Raw genomic sequence first — 20884 nt, 5'->3', positions numbered from 1 at the left:
CGACGCGGCGCGTGGAGAAGTGACACAGGGAGACTGAGAAGCTCATGGCAGTACGCGGGATCCTCGGCGGCCGTAACCGGCGCACGTACAAGACCCCCGAGCCGCACCCCTCGGGCGCGACACCGCCGAGGATCCCCGGCGAGCTGGTGCCCCAGCACGTCGCCGTCGTGATGGACGGCAACGGCCGGTGGGCCAAGGAGCGGGGTCTGCCGCGCACCGAGGGCCACAAGGTCGGTGAGGGCGTCGTCATGGACGTTCTCAAGGGGTGCATCGAGATGGGCGTCAAGAACCTCTCGCTCTACGCCTTCTCCACGGAGAACTGGAAGCGCTCGCCGGACGAGGTGAAGTTCCTGATGAACTTCAACCGCGATGTGATCCGCCGCCGCCGTGACGAGATGGACGAGCTCGGCATCCGCATCCGCTGGGTGGGCCGGATGCCCAAGCTGTGGAAGTCCGTCGTCCAGGAGCTCCAGGTGGCCCAGGAGCAGACCAAGGACAACGACGCGATGACGCTGTACTTCTGCGTCAACTACGGCGGCCGCGCCGAGATCGCGGACGCCGCGCAGCGCATCGCGCAGGACGTGGCGGCCGGGAAGCTCGACCCGTCCAAGGTGAACGAGAAGACGTTCCAGAAATACATCTACTACCCGGACATGCCGGACGTGGACCTCTTCGTGCGGCCCAGCGGCGAGCAGCGCACCTCGAACTACCTGATCTGGCAGAGCGCCTACGCCGAGATGGTCTTCCAGGACGTTCTGTGGCCGGAATTCGACCGTCGGGACCTGTGGCGGGCCTGCCTGGAGTACGCCCAGCGCGACCGCCGCTTCGGCGGGGCGGAGGCGGTGGAGGCCGCGAAGGCCGCCGAGGCCGCCGAGGCCGCCAAGAAGTGACGTAAAGGATGACGTGAAAGAGGGCCCGGTAGGCATACCGGGCCCTCTTTCCGTGTGTCTGCTCGCCTACGCCTTGGTCTCGGCGCACTCCACACAGGTGCCGAAGATCTCGACGGTGTGCGCGACGTTCACATAGCCGTGCTGGGCGGCGATCGTCTCGGCCCACTGTTCGACGGCGGGACCCTCGACCTCCACCGCCTTGCCGCAGAGCCGGCAGACCAGGTGGTGGTGATGGTCACCGGTCGAGCACCGCCGGTAGACGGCCTCGCCCTCGGTGGTGCGCAGGACGTCGACCTCGCCCGCGTCGGCGAGGGACTGAAGGGTCCGGTAGACCGTGGTCAGGCCCACGGAGTCGCCGCGGTGCTTGAGGACGTCGTGCAGCTCCTGGGCGCTGCGGAACTCGTCGACCTCGTCGAGGGCCGCCGCCACCGCCGCCCGCTGCCGGGTGGACCGGCCGCGTACCGGCGCTGCGTTCGTGCCACTGATCGGCGCCGTGGCCACAGGTGCCTCCTCGTGTCGCCCGTACATGTGTCGGGCCATTGTGCCAGCCCGCCCGGGCGCCGCACTCAGACGTGCACGTCACCCGGGGACCGGCGGGCCGCCGGTACCTCCAGGGTGCACTCCGCCCCCTTCGCCGCGCTCGCCCGGGCCCGGCGCCTGGCGAGCGGAGCGGCGAGCGCGGTCAGCGCGACGAACACCGCGATGGCCAGCAGCACGATCGTCGCGCCCGGCGGAACGTCCTGGTAGTACGAGGTCACGGTGCCGGCCAGGGTCACGGCGGTACCGATCACCACGGAGAGCACGAAGGTCACCTTGAAGGACCTGGTGATCTGCTGCGCGGCCGCCACCGGCACCACCATCAGCGCGCTGACCAGCAGCAGCCCCACGACCCGCATCGCGACGGTCACCGTCACGGCGGCCACCACCGCGATCAGCAGGTTCAGCACCCGCACCGGCAGCCCGGTGACCCGGGCGAACTCCTCGTCCTGACTGACCGCGAACAGCTGCCGCCGCAATCCCACGGTGACCAGCACCACGAAGGCGGCCAGCACGCAGATCGCGATGACGTCGGACTCGGAGACGGTGGAGAGCGAGCCGAAGAGGTACGAGGTCAGGTTGGCGTTGGAGCCGGTGTCGGACAGGTTGATCAGCATGACGCCGCCCGCCATGCCCCCGTAGAAGAGCATCGCCAGGGCGAGGTCGCCGCGTGTGTGCCCGTACCAGCGGATCAGCTCCATGACGACCGCACCGGCCACCGCGACGGCGGTGGCCATCCAGACGGGGCTGGTGGAGAGCAGGAAGCCGAGGCCGACGCCGGTCATCGCGATGTGCCCGATGCCGTCGCCCATCAGGGCCTGCCGGCGCTGCACCAGGTAGATGCCGATGGCGGGCGCGGTGATGCCGACCAGCACGGCCGCGATGAGCGCCCGCTGCATGAAGGGAGGGGTGAGGAATTCGAGCAGCATCAGGTCAGCAGTCCCGTCCGTACGGGCTCGGCGGCCGCGTGGGGGTGTACGTGGTCGTGGCCGGGCAGGGCGTGCTGGCCGAGCGCCTCGGGCGGCGGCCCGTCGTGCGTGACGCAGCCGTCGCGCAGGACCACGGCCCGGTCGATCAGCGGCTCCAGCGGGCCCAGCTCGTGCAGCACCAGGAGCACCGAGGTGGTCAGGGCCACCTGCTCGCGCAGGGTCGCCGCCAGGATCTCCTGGCTGGCCAGGTCCACCCCGGCCATCGGCTCGTCCATGATCAGCAGCTCCGGCTCGGCGGCCAGGGCGCGGGCGATCAGGACCCGCTGGTGCTGGCCGCCCGACAGAGCGCTCACGGAGTCCTTGGCGCGATCGGCCAGGCCCACCAGCTCGATGGCCCGGTCCACGGCTCTCCGGTCCGCCTTCCCGGGCCACCGCAGCCCGGTACGGGCCAGCCGGCCGGAGGCGACGACCTCGCGGATCGTGGCGGGGACACCGCCGGCGGCCGTGGTGCGCTGGGGCACGTAACCGATCCGGCCCCACTGGCGGAAGCGGCGCAGCTCGGTGCCGAACAGCTCGACGGAGCCGCCGGTCAGCGGGACCTGGCCGATGGCGGACCGTACGGCGGTGGACTTGCCGGAGCCGTTGGCGCCCAGCAGGGCGACGACCTCGCCGCGGTGCACGGTGAGGTCCACCCCGCGCAGCACGGGGCGCGCGCCGAGGGTGGCCGTGGCGCCGCGCAGGCGGACCACGGGCTCGGCGGCCACGGGCTCGCGGGTGGTGCTCTCACGCTCCGGCATGAGCGCCTCCGATCGGAATGTGGTGCGGATCACTTCGTGCCGAGCGCCTTCTGCAGCGCGGTGAGGTTGGACTCCATGACCTCGATGTAGTCAGCGCCCCGGGACTTCTCGGTGATTCCCTCCAGCGGGTCCAGGACGCCGGTCTTCAGCCCGGTGTCCTGCGCCAGGGTCTTCGCCGTCCTGTCGCTGGCGAGCGTCTCGAAGAAGACCGTGGTGGCCTTCTCCTTCTCCGCGACGGTGTGGATCTCCTGAATGCGTGCGGGGCTCGGCTCGGCCTCGGGGTCGATGCCCGCGATGCCCTGCTGGGTGAGTCCGTAGCGCTCGGCGAGGTAGCCGAAGGCGGAGTGGGTGGTGATGAAGGTCTTGGTGGCGGTGTTCCGCAGCCCGGTCTCGTACGCCGTGTTCAGCTCGTCCAGCTCGCCGACCAGGGCCTCGGTGTTCTTCCGGTAGTCGGCGGCGTGGTCGGGGTCGGCCTTCTCCAGGGACTTGCCGACCCCCTTGGCGACCTCGGCGTACTTCACCGGGTCCAGCCAGATGTGCGGGTCGGCGCCGCCTTCCTCGCCGTGGTTGTGGCCGTCGCCCTCCGCGTGCTCCTCGTGGCCGTGCTCCTCCTCGCCCTCCTGGCCGTGGCCGTGGCCGCTGACCTCGGAGCCGTGGTTCTCCAGGGTGGTGAGGGTCGCGGCGTCGACGGTGTTCTGCACCCCGGACTGCGCGATCGCGTCGTCCACGGCGGGCTGGACGCCCTTGAGGTACAGCACGTGGTCGGACTCGCTGATGGAGCCGATCTGGCGGGGGGTGAGCTCCAGGTCGTGCGGCTCGACGCCCGGCTCGGTGAGGCTGGTGACGGCGACATGCTCGCCGCCGATCCGCTCGGCCAGGAACTGCATCGGGTAGAACGACGCGGTCACCTTGAGCTTGTCGCCGCCGTCCCCGTCCGCTGCGTCGGAGGTGGAGCAGGCCGGGAGAGCGGTCAGACCGAGGACGACTGCTCCGGCGAGGGCGGTGGTGGGTATGAGGCGGCGTACGTTCATGACAGTCATTTTCAACAAAAGTGGAAACGATTGTCAACAAGGCTGATGAGATGCCCGGAAGGTCACATAGCGGCAGCGGGGGAACCCCCCGCGCCCCCATCGATTTGATCCTGGGGGTGCGCCCGCCGGTAATCTGAGTCATTCGCCCGCCCGTCTCCCGATCACCACCCCCCACCGAGGCGCTTCGCGCCGCACCTTTCCCCATTCCATCGTCGTATGAAGAGAGCACCGTGGCCGCCGACAAGATCGACAGCATCGTCAGCCTGAGCAAGCGCCGTGGCTTCGTCTACCCCTGCAGTGAGATCTACGGTGGCCAGAAGGCCGCCTGGGACTACGGGCCGCTGGGTGTGGAGATGAAGGAGAACCTGAAGCGTCAGTGGTGGCGCTACATGGTCACCGCGCGCGAGGACGTGGTCGGCATCGACTCGTCGGTCATCCTGGCCCCCGAGGTCTGGGTCGCCTCCGGCCACGTCGCCACCTTCTCGGACCCGCTGACCGAGTGCACCTCCTGTCACAAGCGCTACCGCGCCGACCACCTGGAGGAGGCGTACGAGGAGAAGCACGGCAAGCCGCCGGTCAACGGCCTCGCCGACCTCAACTGCCCCAACTGCGGCAACAAGGGCACCTTCACCGAGCCCAAGCAGTTCTCGGGTCTGCTCTCCACCCACCTCGGCCCGACCCAGGACTCCGGCTCGGTCGCCTACCTGCGCCCCGAGACGGCCCAGGGCATCTTCACCAACTTCGGCCAGGTGCAGCAGACTTCCCGCAAGAAGCCGCCGTTCGGCATCGCGCAGATGGGCAAGTCCTTCCGGAACGAGATCACTCCGGGCAACTTCATCTTCCGGACCCGCGAGTTCGAGCAGATGGAGATGGAGTTCTTCGTCAAGCCGGGCGAGGACGAGGAGTGGCAGCAGTACTGGATGGACCAGCGCTGGAACTGGTACACGGGCCTCGGCATGCGCGAGGAGAACATGCGCTGGTTCGAGCACCCGCAGGAGAAGCTGTCCCACTACTCCAAGCGCACCGCCGACATCGAGTACCGCTTCCGCTTCGGCGGCAGCGAGTGGGGCGAGCTGGAGGGCGTCGCCAACCGCACGGACTACGACCTCAAGGCGCACTCCAAGGCCTCGGGCACCGACCTCCACTACTACGACCAGGAGGCCGGTGAGCGCTGGACGCCGTACGTCATCGAGCCCGCGGCCGGTGTCGGCCGCGCGATGCTGGCGTTCCTCCTCGACGCGTACATCGAGGACGAGGCGCCCAACGCCAAGGGCGTCATGGAGAAGCGCACCGTGATGCGCCTCGACCACCGCCTCGCGCCGGTCAAGGTCGCGGTCCTGCCGCTCTCCCGCAACCCGCAGCTGTCGCCGAAGGCCAAGGGCCTGGCGACGGACCTGCGCAAGAACTGGAACATCGAGTTCGACGACGCGGGCGCGATCGGCCGCCGCTACCGCCGCCAGGACGAGATCGGCACCCCGTTCTGCGTCACGGTCGACTTCGACACCCTCGACGACAACGCGGTGACCGTGCGCGAGCGCGACTCGATGAAGCAGGAGCGCGTCTCCCTGGACCAGATCCAGGCGTACCTCGGCGCCCGCCTGCTCGGCTGCTGACGGCTCCCGTACGCTTCTGCGCGCGCGTGAGGCCCCCGGTTCCGGGTACGGAACCGGGGGCTTCGTCGTCCACCGGAGCCCCCGCCGAAAATCTGGTGCGGGGTGCTCCGGGAGCGGGGTACCGTTTCGGCATGTATTCGTTCTTCCAGATCTACGAGTGAGAGCGCGGCGGGGGTCCGACCGCCCGCCGCCCACCGGATCGATCTCGATCACCCGATCACTTCCTTCCTCACTTCTCACCACGCATGGGAGAACGCCGTGGCCAAGAGCCGCAACAACCTTCTCGGCGTCGGCGGACAGCGCAAGAAGCTGTCCCGCGCCGAACAGCAGGGCGCGGGTTCCGCGCGAGGCGCCGACCGCAAGGCCGAGGACAAGAAGCAGGAGCTGGTGCGCAAGATGCGCGAGCGCGCCGAGGCCCAGGCGGCCACGACCGCCGAGCCGGCCGAGCAGGACCCGAAGCCCGCGCAGAGCTGACGCCTGACGCCCCAGCAGCACCCCGTACGACGGTGGGCCCGGATCATCCGTGATCCGGGCCCACCGCCGTACCCGGTCGCTACCGGGGGCGCGCCTGGTGAGGACCCTCCCTGCTCCCGGCTGGTCGATCGCACCCGCCGGTGATCCTGCTCAGCCCCCGCCTCCCTCCCTGTGCTCGGGGAACAGGTGGGGGTGCTGCTCCGCGAGGGCCCGCGTGATCGCTGCGTCGGTGGGGTCGGTGACCTCCCAGCTGTGCGCGGGCGGGTGCCCGGCGAACAGCTCGCAGGCCGCGTCACGGGTGTCGAGGGCGGAACACCAGGGGAACGGCACCAGTTGGGTGCGCTCGGTGTTCCACCGGGCCCAGACGGCACTTCCGGGGCGGCCGCCCTCGTCCCAGAGCATCGCTGCGTGATCGCCCTCGTGTTCCTCGCCGAGTTCGCAGAGTACGTGCGCGGGTTCGGGGCGGTCGCCGGGGACCGATAGGGCGACCACGTGGTCAGGGGGCGGGAGCAGTACGACGGCGGTGCACTGGTTCACGATGGGGGCCGCCTTCCCGGGTCGTCGGTGGCGTCGTCGGAGGCCACCGGCCCGGCGATCAGGTCGCCGAGCGGGTCGGTCACCCCCCAGGAGTGGGACGCGGCGTGGCGGTCGAAGAACGCGCACTGCAACACGGCGCCGGTAGCGAAGTTGCGGAGGACGGCGGGGCACCAGGGCACGGTGACGACCCGGTGAACGCGGTCCTCCGGGCCGTCACCGGTCCAGAAGAACCACAGGGCGGGCTTGCTGGGCACCTCGGCCGGCCAGAGGAGCGCGGCGTGCTCGGTGCGGGCGTCGTGCTCACCGAGTTCGCACAGGAGGTAGTAGGTCAGGGCGAGGGCCTGCGGCGGGTCGTCGGGCCCGCCGTCCATGGTGACCAGGGCGTCCAGCACGTCGCTGAGCGGAACCCGGGTCACGGCGGTGCATTGCAGCACGTCGGTCTCTTCTTCGGAGGGGGCCTACGGGCCGGCCGCGGAACCGCGCCACCCGGCGAGGCTCAGGCTCAGCCCGACTGCCGGGTCGACTACGGTGAACAGCAAGGGAAAGCCTGCTTCCAGGGCGCGTATCGCGTCGTCCTGCTTCCGGCCGTCGGTCGCCCAGAACCGCAACTCCTCCGGTGCGTCGGAGCCGTGGAAAAGGACGGGCCGCACGTCGCCGGGTGACTCGTCTCGCACGGTGTGCCCGTGCCCGTGCCCGTGTCTGTGCCCGTGCCCGTTGGCGAGGCGGAGCGCCTGCCGCCGGAGCCACAGGAGTACGAGACGCCGGTTCCGTACGGTGACACCGCCGAGCGAGGCGACCCGCTGCCCGTCCGACACGGTGACCTCGGCGGCGTAGCCCACGCGCGTCATGCGGCACGCTCGTGGTCGCCGGACCGGATCAGGTACCGGAGCCGTTCGGCCGCCGACTCGATCTCCTCCACCACGGCGGTGCGCGCCGCCAGCCGGTCTTCGAGCGCCGCGTCCAACGCGGCGCAGAACAGGGCCCGGTAGGCGGGGTCGGACTCGATGCGGACGAGTTCGGCGAAGGGCGGGTCGGGTCTGGCCGGGCCCCGGGTGAGCGCCCCCACGAGGCGGGGGAGCCGGAGCCGCAGACGGACCTCGGCGGCCCCCAGGGCGAGGACGAGCCGAACCCGTGACCGGACGAGAAGACTGCTCACAGCACCTCACCCCGGCTGCGTGCGTTGGCCCGCGCGGTACGGGCGCGCAGCTGCTCCATGAGCAGCGCGGGCCGTACGTGCCGGGGCTCGACCTCCCACTCGATGCCGCCGCCCACGGGCCGGAGGGACCAGTAGAGGCCGGCGACCCCTCGGAACTCACCGACGCGGTTGTTGCGGCTGGTGTCGACCAGGAGAGTGCCGGGGGCGGGCAGGTCAGGGGATGGTTCCTCGGGATTCGGACGAACGTTCACGCCGTACACCTATCGCTCCTCTCTGTAGCTGAATGGCTACCGGGGCGATTCAGAGTGACCTACCGTGAAGAACCCTTCAACTGACTGAAGTTGAAGGAAGAATAAGGAGCGGCATGGTCAACATCAAACAGCTGAACCCCGACAGCAGCCCGCAGGCGGCCTACGGTGCCCGTATCCGGCGGTACCGGGAGGAGCGGGGGTGGAGCCAGGATGTGCTGGCCCCGAAGATCGGGTACTCCAGTCAGCACATTTCGGCCGTGGAAACTGTTCGCAAGCCGCCGACTCTGCGGTTTTCGAGGAAGTCTGACCAGGCATTTGGTACGACGGGCACGACTGATTCGTTCGAGCGCGAATGGGCTGAGCTGCGGAACGGCTCGCTGCTGGAAGGCTTCCCGGAGTACGTGGGGTACGAGGGCCGCGCGGTGGAGATCAGGCTGTTCGAGGTCGGGCTCATGCCTGGGCTGTTACAGACGCCGGACTACGCGCGGGCCGTCGCCTACGGAGACGTGGAACGCGGGTCCATCACCTACGAACAGGCCGATGAGCGCGTCGCGTTCCTGGAGCAGCGGCAGGCGGCCCTGGTGCGCTCGCAGCCGCCCATGATGTTCGTCGTCATGGACGAGAGCTGCCTCCATCAGGCTGTCGGCGGTCCGGAGGTCATGAACGCCCAGCTCCGACGGCTGGAGGAGATGGCCGCGCGGCCCAACTGGATCATCCAGGTGGCGCCGTTCAGCCTGGGCGAGCGCAGGGCGTTCGACCTGCCGGTCAACCTGCTGACCATGGTCGACCGGTCCATCGTCGCGTATGCCGAATCGCAGGCGCAGGGCTATGTCGAGCGCGAAACATCGGTAGTAGCACCCATGTTCACGGCCTACCATCAACTCCAGGGCGAGTCGCTGTCGAAAGCGGCGTCTGCGGCCAAGATCAGCCAGTTGCGAAAGGGCACTCCGTGAAGACCGAATCCCCCCGTTGGTTCAAGTCCTCGTACAGCTCGAACGGCGGCAACTGCATCGAGGTGGCCGTCAACTTCGTCGCCTCGCAGGGCATCGTCCCGGTCCGCGACTCCAAGAACGTGGACGGGCCGGTCCTCGGCGTCCGTACCGCCGCCTTCTCCGCGTTCGTCGCGGGTGTGCAGGCCGGGAAGTTCGACGCGGTCTGACGAGCCGAAGAGCAGGGCTGCCCCGCCGTGCCGCGCATGGTGGGGCAGCCTGCTGTCCGGGGAGAGGGGAAGCGCGCTGATGCCTACCACGGACACCGACGGGCGGCCTTCGCGGAGGAGCGCCGTCCCGTAGAGGTCAACGAGATGGTCCTGGACGCGGCGGCCTACGTCCTGGAGTACGACTCGACGCGTGACGACCCTGGTTGGCCCTCTGGTACCCACCCCGCCACGGCATGCATGCTGGACCTTCCTGCTACGAAGGGGCACCCCGTGAAGACCGAATCCCCCCGTTGGTTCACGTCCTCGTACAGCGCGAACGGCGGTGACTGCGTCGAGGTGGCCGCCAACTTCGTCGCCTCGCGCGGCGTCGTCCCGGTCCGTGACTCCAAGAGCGTGGAGGGCCCGGTGGTCGACGTTTCGGCCGCCGCGTTCACCGCGTTCGTCGTGGGTGTGCAGGCCGGGGAGTTCGGCGTCGTCTGACCAGCCGGACAGCGGGCCGCCCCACCGTGCCGCGCATGGTGGGGCGGCCCGCTGCCCGGGTCCGCCCGCTGTCAGAGGCTGCTGGCAGCATTGTTTCCATGCGTCTGCGGCTGTACATCTGCCCGAGCACCGAGGGCCGTCCGCACACCGACCTGGTCCGGTGAGCCGCGTCCCGGGGAGCCTGACGCCAGGGGCTTCTTGGTCGCTCCCGGGGGCCGGTCAGACTGGGGGCACCCGCCCGGTTCGACCTCGCCCGCTCCGGGGCCTTCTCGCTCACCTCCCCGTCAGGAATCGCCGTGTCCCACACCTCCGCCGCCCCTCGGGCAGCCAACCCGGCTCCGCGCGCCGGCTCCCACCGCTTCAGCGCGGTGATCAGCCGCATCGCCGAGGAGATGGCCGAACTCACCGATCGCGGCACCCCCGCCGACTACATCCCGATGCTCGCCGGTGCCGACCCCCGGCGGTTCGGCATGGCCGTCGCGGAGCCGGACGGGACCGTCTACGGTGTCGGCGACTGGCGGCATCCGTTCTCGACGCAGTCCATCTCCAAGGTCTTCGCCCTCGCCCTGGCACTCTCGCTGGACGGCGAACGGATATGGCGGGGCGTCGGCCGCGAGCCTTCGGGCAACCCCTTCAATTCCCTGGTGCAGCTGGAATACGAGAACGGTGTGCCACGTAATCCGTTCATCAATGCCGGCGCCCTGGTGGTGACCGACCGGTTGCAGGCTCTGACCGGGGATGCTGCCGGTCAGGTGCGGGAACTGCTGCGCTCGGAGAGCGGCAATGACGCCATCGACTTCCTGCCGGAGGTGGCCGCTTCCGAAGCGGCCTACGGTGACCGCAATGCCGCGCTGGCTCATTTCATGGCCTCCTACGGCAACATCACGCTCCCGGTCCCCGAATTGCTCGCCGCCTACTTCCGGCAGTGCTCCATCGAGGCGTCGTGCGCGGCCCTCGCCCTCGCCGCCGGGTTTCTGGCCCGGCACGGTGTCCGGGCCGACGGGTCCGTGCTGCTCACCCGCAGCCAGGCGAAGCAGGTCAACGCGGTCATGCTCACCTGCGGGACGTACGACGCGGCCGGAGAGTTCGCCTATCGCGTGGGGTTGCCCGGCAAGAGCGGCGTCGGCGGGGGGATCATCGCCATCGTGCCCGGGGTGTGCACCTTGTGCGTGTGGAGTCCGGGCCTCGACCGGCGCGGGAATTCGGTGGCGGGCGTGTCGGCGCTCGACCGCTTCACCACGCTCACCGGGCTTTCCGTCTTCTGACGGCGGCACAAAGCAAAGGCAAGGAGAACTCACGCTCTCCCTGCCCTTCTCAACTTATAGCGCACAGGGGGGCTTGCCACAAGGCCCGGGGCACGGCGCAGAATCGTCGGCCGATGCCACAACGTGCGGGAGAAATCAGGAATGACGACGTGTTCGACAAGAAGGCCGACAGGCCGCGAGGCGCCGGTGACGCGGTGGGCCGGCGCGGTGGCGTGGAGCGCGGGCGCCTCGGAGGTGTCGGCATGAGCGGGCCGTACGTGCTGGACCTCCGGGAGGTCGACGAGACGCAGGTCGCCGTCGTCGGCGGCAAGGGCGCGCACCTGGGCGGGCTGTCCCGGATCGACGGCATCCGCGTGCCGGACGGCTTCTGCGTGACGACGTACGCCTTCCGGCGGGTCGTGGCGCAGGCGCCGTCGCTCGACGACCGGCTCGATCAGTTGTCGCGCCTGGACCCGGACGACCGGGAGGCGGTCCGCACGCTGAGCGCGGACATCCGCCGAGCCGTCGAGGAGGCCGCGATCCCCGGTGACCTCGCCGCGGAGATCACCGGTGCGCTCACCCGGCCCGGCGAGCGGACCGCCTGGGCCGTCCGGTCCAGCGCCACGGCGGAAGACCTGCCGACGGCCTCCTTCGCCGGCCAGCAGGACACGTACCTGAACGTCATCGGGCCGGCGGCGGTCCTCCGGCACATCAGCCGGTGCTGGGCATCGCTGTTCACCGAGCGGGCCGTGACCTACCGTCGGCAGAACGGCATCGACCACCGCACGGTCCACATGGCCGTGGTCGTCCAGCAGATGGTCTTCCCGCACGCGGCCGGGGTCCTGTTCACCGCCGACCCCGTCACCGGCAACCGGCGGACCGCCACCGTGGACGCCGGCTTCGGCCTCGGCGAGGCGCTGGTCTCCGGGCTGGTGAACCCGGACGTCTTCACCGTACGGGAGGGCGAAGTCGTCGCCAGGACGATCGCCGCCCAACAGCGTGCCGTGCACGCCCTGCCGGGCGGCGGTACGCGGGAGGTGGTGGTCGACCCGCGGCGGCAGGAGCAGCCGGCGCTGACGGATGCGCAGGCCGTGCGGCTCGTGCGGCTCGGACGGCGGATCGAAGCGCACTTCGGCCGCCCGCAGGACATCGAATGGTGCCTGGTCGACGACGACTTCCGGATCGTCCAGAGCCGGCCGATCACGACACTGTTCCCCGTCCCCGAGGCCGGTGACCAGGACCATCACGTCTACGTCTCCGTCGGCCACCAGCAGATGATGACCGACGCCATGAAACCCCTGGGCTTCTCCATGTGGCAGCGGACGGCCTTGGTGCCGATGCACGAGGCCGGCGGGAGGCTGTTCGTCGACGTCACCGGGCGGCTGGTTTCGCCCGCGTCCCGCGCCGCCCTCCTGGACGCCGTGGGAAGAGGCGATCCGCTGGTCAGGGATGCTCTGGAGACCGTCCTGGACCGGGACGACTTCGTCCCGTCGCTGCCGGGTACGGGTCCTGAGGTGCCGCTGGCCGGCAGTGCGTCCCGGCCGCCGGCCCAGGCCGATCCGGCGATCGTCGCGGAGCTGGTGGAGCGCAGCCAGCTGTCCGTCGCCGCCTTGGAGCGCGACATCCGGACGAGGAGCGGACCGGCGCTGTTCGACTTCCTGCTGGAGGCCTTCGAGGAGCACAAGCGCGTGCTCGGCGATCCGTTGAGCATGCAGGCGATCACGGCGGGGACGGAGGCCACCTGGTGGCTCAACGACAAGCTGGGGGAGTGGCTGGGCGAGAAGAAGGCGGCTGACACGCTCACGCTGTCCGCCCCCGGCAACATCACGTCGGAGATGGGACTGGACCTGCTCGACGTGGCGGACGTGATCCGCCCGCACCGTGAGGTGGTGGCGTTCCTGCAAGGGGTCGAGGACGAGGGCTTCCTGGAGGAGCTGGGGAAGCTGCCCGGCGGCACCGGAGCGCGCGACGCGATCGAGACCTACCTCGACCGGTACGGCATGCGCTGTGTGGGCGAGATCGACATCACGCGGCCGCGCTGGCGCGAGCGTCCCTCCACGCTCGTCCCCCTGATCCTCGACAACGTCAGGAACTTCGAGCCGGGCGCCGCCGGCCGGCGCTTCGAGGAGGGCCGGCAGAAGGCGGAGCAGAAGGAACAGGACGTGCTGTCACGCCTGCGGGCCCTGCCGGACGGGGACCGCAGGGCCGACGCGGCCAAGCGCATGATCGACCAGGTCAGGGCCTTCGCCGGCTACCGGGAGTACCCGAAGTACGGCATCGTCAGCCGGTACTTCGTCTACAAGCGGGCCCTGTTGGAGGAGGCCGAGCGCCTGGTACGGGCCGAGGTGCTCACCGAGAAGGAGGACATCTTCCACCTCACGTTCCAGGAGCTCGAAACGGCCGTGCGATCGCACCACGTGGACGACCGGCTCATCGAGCGCCGCAAGGACGCGTTCCGGTCGCACCACGCGCTCACCCCGCCCCGGGTGCTCACATCGGACGGCGAGGCCGTCACCGGGGCGTACCGGCGTGAGGACGTACCGGCCGGCGCCCTGGCCGGCCTCGCGGTCTCCACCGGGACCGTCGAGGGGCGGGCCCGCGTGATCCTCGACCTGGCGGACGCCGATCTCGAAGCGGGCGACATCCTGGTCACGACGTTCACCGACCCCAGCTGGTCGCCGCTGTTCGTCGGCGTCGCGGGCCTGGTGACGGAGGTGGGCGGCCTGATGACCCACGGCGCGGTGATCGCCCGGGAGTACGGACTGCCCGCCGTCGTCGGCGTGGACCGGGCCACCCGGCTGATCCGGGACGGACAGCGCATCCGCGTGCACGGAACCGACGGGTACGTCGAGATCCTGCCCTGAACCGGCCGAGCACCCGACGGAGAACCCCGCCCGTAGTCCCGGGCGCGTGCCGCAGCCCTCGGTGCGGCGGCCTCCGGCGTGTGTTCGAGCACACCAACCTCTGGCTGGGCCCGGTGAGTGGGCCGCGCCTTGTCAGCTACCCGCCGGCGGACCAGGAGACCCGTACCGGGCCGGAGCGGTTGCACCGGATCGCCCTCGCCGCCAAGTGGCTGTGTCAGCAAGGGACTTCGGGGTATCCGAGGGACAGGCCGGTCCGACTCGGGACCGGGTCTCGAGCGACCGTCCCGAAGGAGTGGCAGATGACTACGCAGTACGGCAACCAGCCGACCGGGCAGCAGCACCACGGCGCGCCTCAGCGCGGGGCGAACAGCAGCAACGTGCTCAGCATCATCGCGATAGTTCTGGGCGTGATCGGCTTCATCTTCCTGCCGATCGTCTTCGGTCTGGCCGGTTTGGTGCTGGCCGTCGTCGCCAAGGCCGTCCGGCACGAGCGGCTCTCCACCATCGCCATCGTCGTCAGCGCGATCGGCCTGGTGGGTGGCATGATCCTCGGCGCCGTCCTCGCCAACGCGTGACGAACGTGACCTGAGCCCGCGACACCGGTGACCCTTCGGCCGGTGGTTGTGCCCCACCGCACGCGTGGGGCACAACCACCGGCCGAAGTGCTGGGCGAGCCCGGTCCGCCGACGCCCCGCGGCCCCGGGCGCGGCTGCCTCACCGTCGGCCGATGAGGCGGTCAGCCGTCGGTACCCCCGCCCTCGTACCCTTCGGCGTCACTCCAGTCCGGCCCGCCCGGCGGCGCGTCGCGCCTCTCGCGCTGCTCCGCACGGCCAACCAGTACCGCAACGGCGACCAGGCTCGCGGTGGTGGCCAGCAGATGGGCGGGCACTCCCATGGACACCACCGAAAGCGCCTCGCCGAAGAGGTCATGCCCGGTGGTCATCAGGATCATGGCCATGAGAAGGAACGTAACGGGGAAGAACATGCAGACGACTACCAGGGCAAGCCCCGCCGGGGCACTGTGGCACTCAGCCAGGTCCCTGGAGTGCGCGTTGCCGCCGGGCCACATCACCACCGCCACCGCGAACGTCTGGCAGAGGCCGCAGGCCGCCAGGGTGACGCCGAACCCGGTGAGCGTGGCTCCGTACAGCCCTGAGTGCAGACAGGCGTACAACGCGGCGAGCCATCCCGCGCCATTGCCGACCCACACCCATGCCTCGCGGGACTCCAGCGCCCCGAGGCAATCGTCCAGCCACGCCGTCACCTTCACTCGGTCCTCCAACCGGCCTGCCTTTGAGGGCACTTCACATCATGCCCGCCTCACGGGGCCCTGGAGGAGTACGCCTTGTCGTCCGGCATCCGTCGGCACGGTGTCGCGGCCTGCCCACCGTGGCACGGGGAACCTTCGGCAAGTCCCGCATGTCCGTGGGTGACTGTTCAGTTGTCCACACCGAGGCCGGACATGAACGCGGAGCGTAGATGTGGGCTCGGTGAAGTGACAGCCTGTCACTTCGCCGAGCCCACGAGGCCGGATCATACGAGCACTTCTCGGACTTCGGCCGGCGGGGCCGGGGGTCCGCCGCAACACCGAAGGCTGGGCCCCGCGCTCCGCGGGGCGAGGCCGGGTGCTCACCGCCCTACGAGGGTGCTACTTCTTGCGCGCCTTGGACACCAGGAACGCTATCCCGACAATGACGATCAGGATGACGGCGATGATCCAGAAGGACGGGGTGCCCTGCCCGGCGCCCTTCGCCAGGAAATCGTTCTGCCACACTGTTTTCTCCTGTCGGTCGAATATCGCCTCGGTGCTCAGCCCAGAGCGCTTGCTGCGGCCTTTTCGCCCAGTTCGCCCGCGCCGTACCCGACAGCGAAGCAGGCGGCCCCGACGGCCAGCCCGCCCACACCGGCAGTCGGAGCGCTGACAGCGACCGCGACCGCGCCACACCCGGCCTCACCGGCGGCACCCGCCGCCAGTCCGGCACCGGTCGCCAAGGCGTCCTTGTAGTTACCCTCGGACACGTCCTTGGCCATGCTGCCGATGTCGTACATGTCGAAGGCCTTGCCGACCTTGTCGAAGAACGCGAGCCCGGTGGGGTCGATGCGGTTGACGGGGTCGCCTTCGGCGTAGAGGTAGGGGTTCTTCTCCTGGCCGGAGGGGTCGGGGGTGGTGAAGCGGCCGATGTTGGGGTCGTAGTAGCGGGCCGCGAAGTGGTAGAGCCCGGTCGGGTCCTGATAGCCACCGGCGAAGCGGTAGGGCTGCGGGACCTGTTCCGTGGTGGTGCGCTGGACGCCGCGGGGGCTGTAGGCGTACGTGTTGACCTTGGTACCGGCCTCGTCGGCCAGGACGACCACGCTGCCGAGTGCGTCGGTCAGGTAGTAGTAGTTCTTCCCCCCGCGGGTCATGGAGTTCAGCTTGCCCCCGGGTTCGCGGTTGAATCCCGTGTCCACTCCGGCCGTCGAGGTGGCGGAGAGGCCGAGCGGCCCGTTGTGGAAGAACGTGTCGCCGAGCTTGACGCGCTCGGACTGGTCGGTGGAGCCGTACTGGCCCGCGTACGTCTTGCCACCGGTGGTGATCGACGTCATCTGCGAGTAGTCGGTCCACTTGACCCCGGTCCGGGTGCCCTCAGGGGTCGAGGCACCGGCGGTCTCGTTGCCGATCTTGTCGTAGGACCAGTTCGTGGTGGAACCGTCCTTCGCGGTGACCTGCTGGGCGTCGTTGATCGTGTAGGTGGTGCCGCGCGGGCAGCCCTTGTCGACGCCCTGCGAGGTGAGGTTCCCGGCGAGGTCGTAGCAGTACTGCCAGGAAGCGTTGAGCGTGCTGCCCTTGTTCTCCGCCGCGTACGAGAAACGGCCCGCGCTGTCGTACTCGTACGTGGTCTTCGTGCCGGCGAGCGCGTCCGTGTTGGTGCGGATCTTGCCGCCGTCCTTGCCGTCCTCCCTGGTGTAGGTGTAGGCCAGGTCGACCAGGGTGCCCTTGGGGCTGGTGGCCTTGATCTTCTCGGGGCGGCCGGACTTGTCCGGGGTGACCGTGTGCACCGTGTTGCCGGGGTAAGTGGTCTTGGTGCGGACGTCGTTCTTGTTGTACTCGTACTTCGTGATCTTGCCCTTGGGGTCCTTCAGCTCGGCGAGCTTGTTGACCTTGTTCCAGGTGTAGTCGGTCAGACCCGCCGGGTCCTTGTAGGTGTCGACGTTGCCCGCCGGGGTGTAGGCCAGCACCGTCTGCGAGCCGTTCTGCAGGGTGCGGACCGTCTCGCGGGAGAGCGGGTCGAACTCGTACGTGATGACACCCGTACCGTCGGAGCGCTGGGTGAGGTTGCCGTCGCTGTCGTACTCGTAGTCGACGGCCAGGTAGTTGGAGGAGTCGACCTTCTTGACCCGGTCGCGGTTGTCATAGGTGTAGACGACGGTGACACCGCGGGGGTCCTTCACCGTCTCCGGACGGCCCAGGTCGTCGTAGGTGTACGAGGTCGTGCCCAGCGGGGCCGGGGCCTTGACCGTCTTCAGGTTGCCCTTGGCGTCGTAGGTGAAGGTCGTGGAGACCGACTTGGAGGCCGACATCTTCGTGGTGACCTTGCAGACCTGGCCCTCGAAACCACCACACGTGGGGGTGGCGGGGTTGTAGTCGAGGGACTGATTGCCACCGCCGGTGCCCTCGACCGCGACGGACTTGGTGTTGCCCGCCGTGTCGTAGGTGTACTTCGCCTTCTCGTTGTCCGGCGTCGTCAGCGTTTCCGGCAGGTCCGCTCCCGCGATCGTCTGGTAGCCCCCCATCGTGGCCGTCGCGCCGGTGGGAAGCTCGGACGAGGTGGGGTTGTTGCGGGCGTCCCGGCCGTACTTGGTGACGTTCCCCGAGGCCCCGCCCACGCCCATGGCGTCGGTGGCTTCCTGCACGTTGCGGTTCGCGTCGTACTTCTTGGAGCGCGACTGCTCCTGCGCGTCGGTGACCTTCGTGACCTGGCCGTCGGCGTCGTGGTCGTACTTGGTGGAGTTCTTCTCCGGGTCGGTGACCGTCGTGCGGCCGGCCGCCGAGGGGGTGGTGGCGGAGTAGGCGTAGGTCCAGGTCGGGCCGGTGTGGCCGGAGCCCTCCAGCTCGGTGGCCCGGAGCATCGAGGTGACCCGGTTCTGGTCGTCGTAGGTGAAGACCGTCACCCGGCCCTTGGGGGTGGTGATCTTCGTCAGGCGGCGCGAGGAGTCGTATCCGAAGACCGTGGACTTGCCCTCGGTGTCCGTCGTCTTCGCCAGGTCGCCGGCCTGGTTGAGGTCGAGGACGGCGGTGCGGCCGCTGCTGTCCTTGGCCTGCCACTGGTTCGGGTACGTCTTGACCAGGTCCACCCACCGCCCCGAGCGGGTCTCGGTCAGCTTGAAGCCCTTGTGCTCCGAGCCCTCGTCGTGCTGGGTGACCGTGATGGTGCCGTTGTTCTTGTCGGTGACCTTCGTCAGCGTGCCGTTGGCGTCGTAGGTGTCCTTGGAGCCGGACTTGCGGTCGGTCAGCGTGTAGGTGCCGTCCGCGTTCTTCTTCAGGTCCTTGGAGTAGCCCTTCGGCGTGGTGAGCGCCCCGCCCGACCCCTTGGCGAAGCGGACCGCCGCCCCGGTGGCGTCGTACAGGACCACCTCGTCGGTGTTCGCCAGGTTCAGATAGCGCTCGTACTCCTGCCACCACCGCTGCGACACCTTGCCCCAGGGGGCGTCCAGCGAGTTGTACGTACGGGCCAGGCGCAGCTTCTGCCCCACCCCCGCGATCTCGAAGTCCGTACCCGCCAGCATCAGGTTGCCGTTGGAGTGGTTGACCCGGGCCACCAGCGAGTCGGTGATCCGGAAGTCGGAGATCTGGTGCCACGGCACCGAGCCCTGCCCCTCCGGGACGTACGCCGCCGCGGCGGCGGCCGAGGAGCGGGCGGCCTTACGGGCCGGCGCGGGCGGTGTCCCCGTCTCGGCCCGCTTCCTCTCCTCCTCCAGCCAGGCGGCCTTCTCGTCCGAAGGAGCAGCCTCCGCCTTGTTGCCGGCCGGCTTGTTGGAGCCGATCTTCACCGGCGGTATCTCGGCCTTGGGCCCGCCCGGCCCCCAGGCCGAGACCGGCGCCGGATCGTCCGCCGGAGTGGCCGGAGCGGCCAGGGCGGGCAGTGCGGAAGCACCGAGCGCGACCACCACCAGGGCGGCTGTCAGAGCACTTCTGCGATGTGTACGGGCACGCCGAAACGGCGTGCCGGAAGCACGCGAAACCATGCGATCCCCCCGCGGGATACGTAGACGCGGTGACCTCTCCGGCCACCGGAGCGGCACACGCTGCCACGGTTCCTTCACGCGACACGAACAAGTTCTCGACCCCACATGCGTAAACGTGCCAGAACAAGCCGACCTTGCTGACCGGTTACGTCCGAGAAAGCCCTTTCTCCTGGGACTTTCCTGCCTCGTATCACCTTGTTCGAGCGTCAACGAAGCGAGGCCGAAAATCGCCCCTACGAACGGACGGCCCCGACGAGCCCCGCTGCCGGGCCGGCCGTCACTCCTCCGGCGTACGCGACAATGGGGCAATGACCACGCTCGCCCCCGCCCTCCCGCAGCTCCGTATCGGCCCGCACGCCGTGCGGCCTCCCGTGGTGCTCGCGCCCATGGCCGGCATCACCAACGCCCCGTTCCGGACGCTGTGCCGGGAGTTCTCCGGAGGCAAGGGGCTGTTCGTCAGCGAGATGATCACCACGCGGGCGCTGGTCGAGCGCAACGAGAAGACCATGCAGCTGATCCACTTCGACGCGACCGAGACCCCGCGCTCGATCCAGCTGTACGGGGTGGATCCGGTCACCGTCGGCAAGGCGGTCCGGATGATCGTCGACGAGAACCTCGCCGACCACATCGACCTCAACTTCGGCTGCCCGGTCCCCAAGGTCACCCGCAAGGGCGGCGGCTCCGCGCTCCCGTACAAGCGGCCCCTGCTGCGGGCGATCCTCAAGGAGGCGGTCTCCAACGCCGGGGGCCTCCCCGTGACCATCAAGATGCGCAAGGGCATCGACGACGACCACCTCACCTTCCTCGACGCGGGCCGCATCGCCGTCGAGGAGGGCGTCACCGCCGTCGCCCTGCACGGGCGCACCACCGCCCAGCACTACGGCGGCACCGCCGACTGGGACGCCATCGCCCGGCTCAAGGAGCACGTTCCGGAGATCCCCGTCCTCGGCAACGGGGACATCTGGTGTGCCGATGACGCCCTGCGGATGATGCGCGAGACCGGCTGCGACGGAGTCGTGGTCGGTCGCGGGTGCCTCGGGCGGCCCTGGCTCTTCGCCGATCTGGTGAACGCCATGGAGGGCCGCGCGACCCGGCACGCGCCCACCCTGCGCGAGGTCGCGGACGTCATGGTGCGCCACGCGACGCTGCTGGGGGAGTGGATCGGCGACGAGGCCCGTGGCGTGATCGACTTCCGTAAGCACGTCGCCTGGTACCTGAAGGGCTTCGCGGTCGGCTCCGAGATGCGCAAGAAGCTGGCCGTCACCTCGTCGCTGGAGGAGCTGGGCGGTCAGCTGCACGAGCTGGAACTCGACCAGCCCTGGCCGGAGGGTGCCGACGGGCCGCGCGGGCGTACCTCGGGCAACAACCGGGTCGTCCTGCCGGACGGCTGGCTCAAGGACCCGTACGACTGCTCGGGCCTCAGCGCCGACGCGGAGCTGGACACCTCGGGCGGCTGAGGGCGGCGGACCGGCGGCCTGCGGTGGCCTTCCGGGGCGCCGGTGAGCTGGGCACCGGACCGTCGTCGGCGCGGCCGGCCGAGCGGCGCCCGGCGCCGGGGGACGCCCCTCGCGCTCCGTCGGTGTGCACAGGGTGCGTGCGCTGCGATCCCCGCCGGCGCTCGGCCGGGCGCCGGCCCTTGGCCGGCTGGCCGGCTGGGCGGGGTGGGACCGGGCGCCGTCGCCGCAAGGGTCCCGGCTCC

At 69.8% G+C, this 20884-nt stretch carries 22 protein-coding genes; 10 read left to right on the top strand and 12 right to left on the bottom strand.

What is annotated here, in order from left to right:
• The first annotated feature begins 44 nt into the window (after positions 1–44).
• Positions 45–890 carry an isoprenyl transferase gene (locus tag ACIQAK_RS03415; RefSeq protein ID WP_366387999.1) on the top strand — a complete coding sequence of 282 codons (846 nt, stop codon included), beginning with the start codon at positions 45–47 and terminating at the stop codon, positions 888–890.
• Between the two features lie 66 nt (positions 891–956).
• On the opposite strand, the gene ACIQAK_RS03410 is transcribed toward ACIQAK_RS03415, so the two are convergent.
• From ACIQAK_RS03410 to ACIQAK_RS03395, 4 genes are all read right to left on the bottom strand, one after another.
• A complete protein-coding gene (locus ACIQAK_RS03410; protein ID WP_366388000.1) occupies positions 957–1391 on the bottom strand; it encodes a transcriptional repressor in 435 nt (144 codons plus the stop codon).
• A 65-nt stretch (positions 1392–1456) separates the two neighbouring features.
• A complete protein-coding gene (locus ACIQAK_RS03405; RefSeq protein WP_366388001.1) occupies positions 1457–2356 on the bottom strand; it encodes a metal ABC transporter permease in 900 nt (299 codons plus the stop codon).
• Complete coding sequence (locus tag ACIQAK_RS03400; RefSeq protein ID WP_366388002.1) at positions 2356–3153, bottom strand: metal ABC transporter ATP-binding protein; 798 nt, start codon at positions 3151–3153, stop codon at positions 2356–2358. The genes ACIQAK_RS03405 and ACIQAK_RS03400 overlap by 1 nt, the downstream gene beginning before the upstream one ends.
• Positions 3154–3182: 29 nt before the next feature.
• Positions 3183–4184 carry a metal ABC transporter substrate-binding protein gene (locus ACIQAK_RS03395; protein WP_366388003.1) on the bottom strand — a complete coding sequence of 334 codons (1002 nt, stop codon included), beginning with the start codon at positions 4182–4184 and terminating at the stop codon, positions 3183–3185.
• A gap of 230 nt (positions 4185–4414) precedes the next feature.
• On the opposite strand from ACIQAK_RS03395, the gene ACIQAK_RS03390 reads away from it, so the two are divergent.
• Positions 4415–5797: a glycine--tRNA ligase gene (locus tag ACIQAK_RS03390; protein WP_366388004.1), complete on the top strand. Its 1383-nt coding sequence runs from the start codon at positions 4415–4417 to the stop codon at positions 5795–5797.
• A gap of 258 nt (positions 5798–6055) precedes the next feature.
• The gene (locus ACIQAK_RS03385; protein ID WP_366388005.1) at positions 6056–6271 is read left to right on the top strand and encodes a DUF6243 family protein; all 216 of its coding nucleotides are present in this window, start codon (positions 6056–6058) and stop codon (positions 6269–6271) included.
• 150 nt (positions 6272–6421) lie between these two features.
• Here the strand turns inward: ACIQAK_RS03385 and ACIQAK_RS03380 are convergent, their stop codons facing one another.
• From ACIQAK_RS03380 to ACIQAK_RS03360, 5 genes are read right to left on the bottom strand one after another with little or no spacing between them, the layout of a single operon-like run.
• A complete protein-coding gene (locus ACIQAK_RS03380; RefSeq protein WP_366388006.1) occupies positions 6422–6808 on the bottom strand; it encodes a hypothetical protein in 387 nt (128 codons plus the stop codon).
• Entirely contained in the window at positions 6805–7242 is a 438-nt protein-coding gene (locus ACIQAK_RS03375) for a hypothetical protein (RefSeq protein WP_366388007.1), read from the bottom strand. Before ACIQAK_RS03375 ends, ACIQAK_RS03380 begins: the two co-directional genes overlap by 4 nt.
• 24 nt (positions 7243–7266) lie before the next feature.
• Positions 7267–7656, bottom strand: coding sequence for a hypothetical protein (locus ACIQAK_RS03370; protein ID WP_366388008.1), 390 nt, complete (start codon positions 7654–7656; stop codon positions 7267–7269).
• Positions 7653–7964 (bottom strand): hypothetical protein, encoded by a 312-nt coding sequence (locus tag ACIQAK_RS03365; protein ID WP_366388009.1) that lies wholly within the window; start codon positions 7962–7964, stop codon positions 7653–7655. The genes ACIQAK_RS03370 and ACIQAK_RS03365 overlap by 4 nt, the downstream gene beginning before the upstream one ends.
• Positions 7961–8224 (bottom strand): hypothetical protein, encoded by a 264-nt coding sequence (locus ACIQAK_RS03360; protein WP_366388010.1) that lies wholly within the window; start codon positions 8222–8224, stop codon positions 7961–7963. The genes ACIQAK_RS03365 and ACIQAK_RS03360 overlap by 4 nt, the downstream gene beginning before the upstream one ends.
• A 104-nt stretch (positions 8225–8328) precedes the next feature.
• Here ACIQAK_RS03360 and ACIQAK_RS03355 point away from each other — a divergent pair, with 104 nt between their 5' ends.
• From ACIQAK_RS03355 to ACIQAK_RS03330, 6 genes are all read left to right on the top strand, one after another.
• Complete coding sequence (locus tag ACIQAK_RS03355) at positions 8329–9168, top strand: helix-turn-helix transcriptional regulator (protein ID WP_366388011.1); 840 nt, start codon at positions 8329–8331, stop codon at positions 9166–9168.
• On the top strand, positions 9165–9374 hold the full coding sequence (locus ACIQAK_RS03350; RefSeq protein WP_366388012.1) for a DUF397 domain-containing protein: 210 nt from the start codon (positions 9165–9167) through the stop codon (positions 9372–9374). The genes ACIQAK_RS03355 and ACIQAK_RS03350 overlap by 4 nt, the downstream gene beginning before the upstream one ends.
• A 270-nt stretch (positions 9375–9644) precedes the next feature.
• Complete coding sequence (locus tag ACIQAK_RS03345; protein WP_366388013.1) at positions 9645–9854, top strand: DUF397 domain-containing protein; 210 nt, start codon at positions 9645–9647, stop codon at positions 9852–9854.
• A 296-nt stretch (positions 9855–10150) separates the two neighbouring features.
• Entirely contained in the window at positions 10151–11119 is a 969-nt protein-coding gene (locus ACIQAK_RS03340) for a glutaminase (RefSeq protein WP_366388014.1), read from the top strand.
• A 242-nt stretch (positions 11120–11361) separates the two neighbouring features.
• On the top strand, positions 11362–13962 hold the full coding sequence (gene rph / locus ACIQAK_RS03335) for a rifamycin-inactivating phosphotransferase (protein ID WP_366388592.1): 2601 nt from the start codon (positions 11362–11364) through the stop codon (positions 13960–13962).
• Between the two features lie 299 nt (positions 13963–14261).
• A complete protein-coding gene (locus ACIQAK_RS03330) occupies positions 14262–14537 on the top strand; it encodes a hypothetical protein (RefSeq protein ID WP_366388593.1) in 276 nt (91 codons plus the stop codon).
• A gap of 161 nt (positions 14538–14698) precedes the next feature.
• Here ACIQAK_RS03330 and ACIQAK_RS03325 read toward each other — a convergent pair whose 3' ends face one another.
• From ACIQAK_RS03325 to ACIQAK_RS03315, 3 genes are all read right to left on the bottom strand, one after another.
• The gene (locus ACIQAK_RS03325) at positions 14699–15232 is read right to left on the bottom strand and encodes a hypothetical protein (RefSeq protein WP_366388015.1); all 534 of its coding nucleotides are present in this window, start codon (positions 15230–15232) and stop codon (positions 14699–14701) included.
• 378 nt (positions 15233–15610) lie between these two features.
• Positions 15611–15736 carry a hypothetical protein gene (locus ACIQAK_RS03320; RefSeq protein ID WP_366388016.1) on the bottom strand — a complete coding sequence of 42 codons (126 nt, stop codon included), beginning with the start codon at positions 15734–15736 and terminating at the stop codon, positions 15611–15613.
• A 35-nt stretch (positions 15737–15771) separates the two neighbouring features.
• Positions 15772–19107 (bottom strand): RHS repeat-associated core domain-containing protein, encoded by a 3336-nt coding sequence (locus tag ACIQAK_RS03315; RefSeq protein ID WP_366388594.1) that lies wholly within the window; start codon positions 19105–19107, stop codon positions 15772–15774.
• A gap of 386 nt (positions 19108–19493) precedes the next feature.
• Here ACIQAK_RS03315 and dusB point away from each other — a divergent pair, with 386 nt between their 5' ends.
• On the top strand, positions 19494–20642 hold the full coding sequence (gene dusB, locus ACIQAK_RS03310; RefSeq protein WP_366388017.1) for a tRNA dihydrouridine synthase DusB: 1149 nt from the start codon (positions 19494–19496) through the stop codon (positions 20640–20642).
• The last annotated feature ends 242 nt before the right edge of the window (positions 20643–20884 follow it).

This window comes from Streptomyces sp. NPDC088706 (genome assembly GCF_044752765.1).
Taxonomy (GTDB): Bacteria; Actinomycetota; Actinomycetes; order Streptomycetales; family Streptomycetaceae; genus Streptomyces.
The sequence above is the reverse complement of the archived record's forward strand: the minus strand, read 5'-3'. Positions and strand labels throughout refer to the sequence as shown.

Coding starts and splice junctions, on each gene's coding strand:
- ACIQAK_RS03415 (WP_366387999.1), top strand. CDS start 45: ATGGCAGTACGCGGGATCCTCGGCGGCCGTAACCGGCGCACGTACAAG.
- ACIQAK_RS03405 (WP_366388001.1), bottom strand. CDS start 2,356: ATGCTGCTCGAATTCCTCACCCCTCCCTTCATGCAGCGGGCGCTCATC.
- ACIQAK_RS03400 (WP_366388002.1), bottom strand. CDS start 3,153: ATGCCGGAGCGTGAGAGCACCACCCGCGAGCCCGTGGCCGCCGAGCCC.
- ACIQAK_RS03395 (WP_366388003.1), bottom strand. CDS start 4,184: ATGAACGTACGCCGCCTCATACCCACCACCGCCCTCGCCGGAGCAGTC.
- ACIQAK_RS03370 (WP_366388008.1), bottom strand. CDS start 7,656: ATGACGCGCGTGGGCTACGCCGCCGAGGTCACCGTGTCGGACGGGCAG.
- ACIQAK_RS03355 (WP_366388011.1), top strand. CDS start 8,329: ATGGTCAACATCAAACAGCTGAACCCCGACAGCAGCCCGCAGGCGGCC.
- rph (WP_366388592.1), top strand. CDS start 11,362: ATGAGCGGGCCGTACGTGCTGGACCTCCGGGAGGTCGACGAGACGCAG.
- ACIQAK_RS03330 (WP_366388593.1), top strand. CDS start 14,262: ATGACTACGCAGTACGGCAACCAGCCGACCGGGCAGCAGCACCACGGC.
- dusB (WP_366388017.1), top strand. CDS start 19,494: ATGACCACGCTCGCCCCCGCCCTCCCGCAGCTCCGTATCGGCCCGCAC.